Annotated in this window: 3 protein-coding genes; all 3 read right to left on the bottom strand. The window is 32.7% G+C overall.

The features are described 5' to 3' along the window. Positions 1 to 1,663 precede the first annotated feature (1,663 nt). Genes ACFVSH_RS24950 through ACFVSH_RS24940 form a run of 3 tightly spaced genes read right to left on the bottom strand, consistent with a single transcriptional unit; the run spans position 1,664 to position 2,724 of the window. Positions 1,664 to 1,945, bottom strand: a complete 282-nt coding sequence (locus tag ACFVSH_RS24950) for a hypothetical protein (protein WP_387598356.1) — start codon at positions 1,943 to 1,945, stop codon at positions 1,664 to 1,666. A 10-nt stretch (positions 1,946 to 1,955) separates the two neighbouring features. After that, positions 1,956 to 2,345, bottom strand: coding sequence for an SHOCT-like domain-containing protein (locus ACFVSH_RS24945; protein ID WP_387708434.1), 390 nt, complete (start codon positions 2,343 to 2,345; stop codon positions 1,956 to 1,958). 13 nt (positions 2,346 to 2,358) lie between these two features. Then, a complete protein-coding gene (locus ACFVSH_RS24940; RefSeq protein WP_379969235.1) occupies positions 2,359 to 2,724 on the bottom strand; it encodes a DUF2089 domain-containing protein in 366 nt (121 codons plus the stop codon). Between the last annotated feature and the right edge of the window lie 155 nt (positions 2,725 to 2,879).

The raw sequence follows: 2,879 nt of genomic DNA, 5'->3' as shown, positions 1-2,879 counted from the left end.
AAAATATTTTTGAGGCTGGTTGGAGAAAAGCTATGACACGGAATAGGGTACTCATATATTAATGAAGGAAAAAAACTATCCGGTAGTTGGTCTAAAGGTAGCCAACGAGGAGAGGCAAGGTAAGGTCAGGGATTTTTGATAGATCAGAACCATTTTCAATTGGCATACTAGAAGGATACGATGGCTACGCTAATTTGGAAATCCCTGCTTATCCAAAGACGGAACAAGCCTTTTCCGAAGAAATGCAAAAAAATTGTCTTATTTTCTCATTCTTTCGTTAGTGCAAACCTTTGATTCTCATTTACATGATGATAATCATCATACCTTTCCTAAAACGGCTTCTTCAATATAGCGAAATTGTTTATCAAGGATAATTCAACACAACCTTCGAGTCATTTGAATATGTTCGGTCGGCACTTGTCTCTAATATTAGTCTTGGAATCAGGTGTAAGTTACTCGGAGTTTGTTCAAAATGAGAGAATACAGAGAGCTGCGACCTTACTCAAAACAACAGATTTATCCATGAAAGATATTTCGGAAGAAAGCAGTACTTACCGTTTTTTATTTTTTTGAGCGACTAATGCCTGTATAAGCGCCTGTATCGAAATGTTTAGTTATGAAAGATATTTATTCCTTTCTGTACTATAGTTATACTTCCAAATTTGAGTTCAAATATATATGACATTTCTTTTAATATCTCATAATATAATTATGTAAATAGAAAGGGAGTGCAAAATTGGCAAAAGAGTTCAACTATTCTATTCCTGACCCTTCAATGGTAACACCGTTAACAGTTGGAAATATGAAAATTGAAGCATACATCCCCGGAGAAACCCAACATGGCTGCCAAAGTATAATTTATTATTTGGTGATATGATTTTCTTGCTGGAACAAAAGAATTTAGGAATCAACGATGAAGCAAACAAGGAAGCATGGCCAAATACGATGAGGAATTTCATATATATTTTATATATAAGATTCGAAAATCACCTCATACATTGAAAATTGTGCAGAATCATGGAAAATGAATTAATTTGCATTCATTTCTAAACTTTAAGCAACTTGTCCACACCTTCCACCAATACAAGCATATACAATAGTAAGGAGGGTGTTAGGATGGAGATAAATTGTTGTTTTGAGGAAAAATGTTTTGTGGACAATGATCCCAGTACAGTATGGTTTCCTGGGAAACATTGTAAATGTAAATGCAAATGCAAAAAGGACAAGCGCCGTAAACATTAAGTGAATGATAAAAGTTGTTCAACAGAGGCAGTCCTTGTGGCTGCCTTTTTTATTTGGACATGCAGGTATTGATTAGAATGGGTTGTATTAGTGAAAATATAAAGATGAAAAAACACCCCAACATGATGGCTAAATAATGATATTTTGCACGATAAGTAAATTTATTAAGGGCAATTTTGTAGCCTTAATATAAAGGTCGATTTAAAATATGTCTTAAGCTTATTTAATAGCAAATGCAAAAACCCCATTTTGAAAAAGGATTGATTCAAAAATGGAGTAACACTTTTTACCTAAGTATAAGATTTTTATAAGTTTGATTAAATGTCCTTTTTCCACTAAAACACACGTTTGTTTTAGTACATTTATTCACAAATCCTCTTTAATTGAAGGATAATTTAATCAAGGTGTATTCAATATTAAATTATAGTCTAACCTTAACCTCAGTACCGTCCTTAGCTTTGACATCTACTAGCACGATCCCTTTATAATTTTTTAGTTCCTTGACGATAGGCTTTAGCGTTTTTTTGTCTATTAGCGGAAAGGTAAAGTCCAGTTTTTTTCTTTCGAAGTGCTCTTTTGTCCATTTGTTTGCATTTTGCTGAAAAAATTTTGAAGACAAAATTGAAATAACAATGTTTAAAAAAACATATGGAATTGGGATGGAAAACCGAACGTCTTTTGCTTTCACTTTTACATGCATCATAAGCAAATCACTAATCAATGATGACCGAAACGGTATCCCCGTTTGCCGATTTAATATCAACTATCTGGCCATCTAATTCGTTTTCGATTGCTTCAATAATAAGGTTTATGTTTATATCTTTAACGTATTTTTCCGATTGCGAAATACTAGCTGCGATGCTGTGTCCAGCCATTAATACGACCTTGACGAGTTTTATAGGCAAATTGACCGTAACGTTATCATTTTCGGCTGATACAACACGAATTTTTAATGTTTTATCTAAATATTTAGTCGGTTTTTCAAAAAGCTTATTACCTGTTTCTTCTTTCTCTTTTAATACTTGAATCAGTTCTGATCCCTTATTCGCATCAATCTTCCCTTCTTGAACCATTGTTAACACTCTTGTAATTTCATCTTTCATGATAAATGCCTCCTTATTCCTCTTTTAATAGCTTAATAGCTTCTTCTGGTGTGATTTCTCCATTCTCCAACATGGTGACAACTTTTTTCTCGTCTACTTCATTTTTCTTCTTCTGCACATATCCAAGGGATGAAATGATGTCTGTTAGCTTACCTCGAACCGTTGGATATGAAATCCCCAGTTCCTTTTCAACTTCCTTGATATTCCCTCTGCATGTCAAAAATACTTCCACAAAATGAAGCTGATCCTTTGATAAAGATGCCAGCTTAGATAATTCAAACTCATTCTCAATCGTGGTGTGACAATGAGAGCACTGTAACTTTGTAATTTTCAATGTTTCACTGCAAACAGGACAATTTGTAATTACTTTATAAGCCATAATGAAATTCCTTTCTTTTGTGTGATTCGATTATATAACAAGGAATTAAAAATATAAATAATTAATTTTATGTTTTAACTAAAAAAAATCAATAATATTAATTTACCGTTTAATATTGTTGATTATCTGTTTCCGTTATTCATTCAATAATTATA

Origin of the sequence: Peribacillus sp. NPDC058002 (genome assembly GCF_042886655.1) — a bacterium.
GTDB lineage: Bacteria > Bacillota > Bacilli > Bacillales > DSM-1321 > Peribacillus > Peribacillus aracenensis.
This window is presented reverse-complemented; position numbering and strand designations above follow the sequence as displayed.

Coding starts and splice junctions, on each gene's coding strand:
- ACFVSH_RS24940 (WP_379969235.1), bottom strand. CDS start 2,724: ATGGCTTATAAAGTAATTACAAATTGTCCTGTTTGCAGTGAAACATTG.
- ACFVSH_RS24945 (WP_387708434.1), bottom strand. CDS start 2,345: ATGAAAGATGAAATTACAAGAGTGTTAACAATGGTTCAAGAAGGGAAG.
- ACFVSH_RS24950 (WP_387598356.1), bottom strand. CDS start 1,945: ATGATGCATGTAAAAGTGAAAGCAAAAGACGTTCGGTTTTCCATCCCA.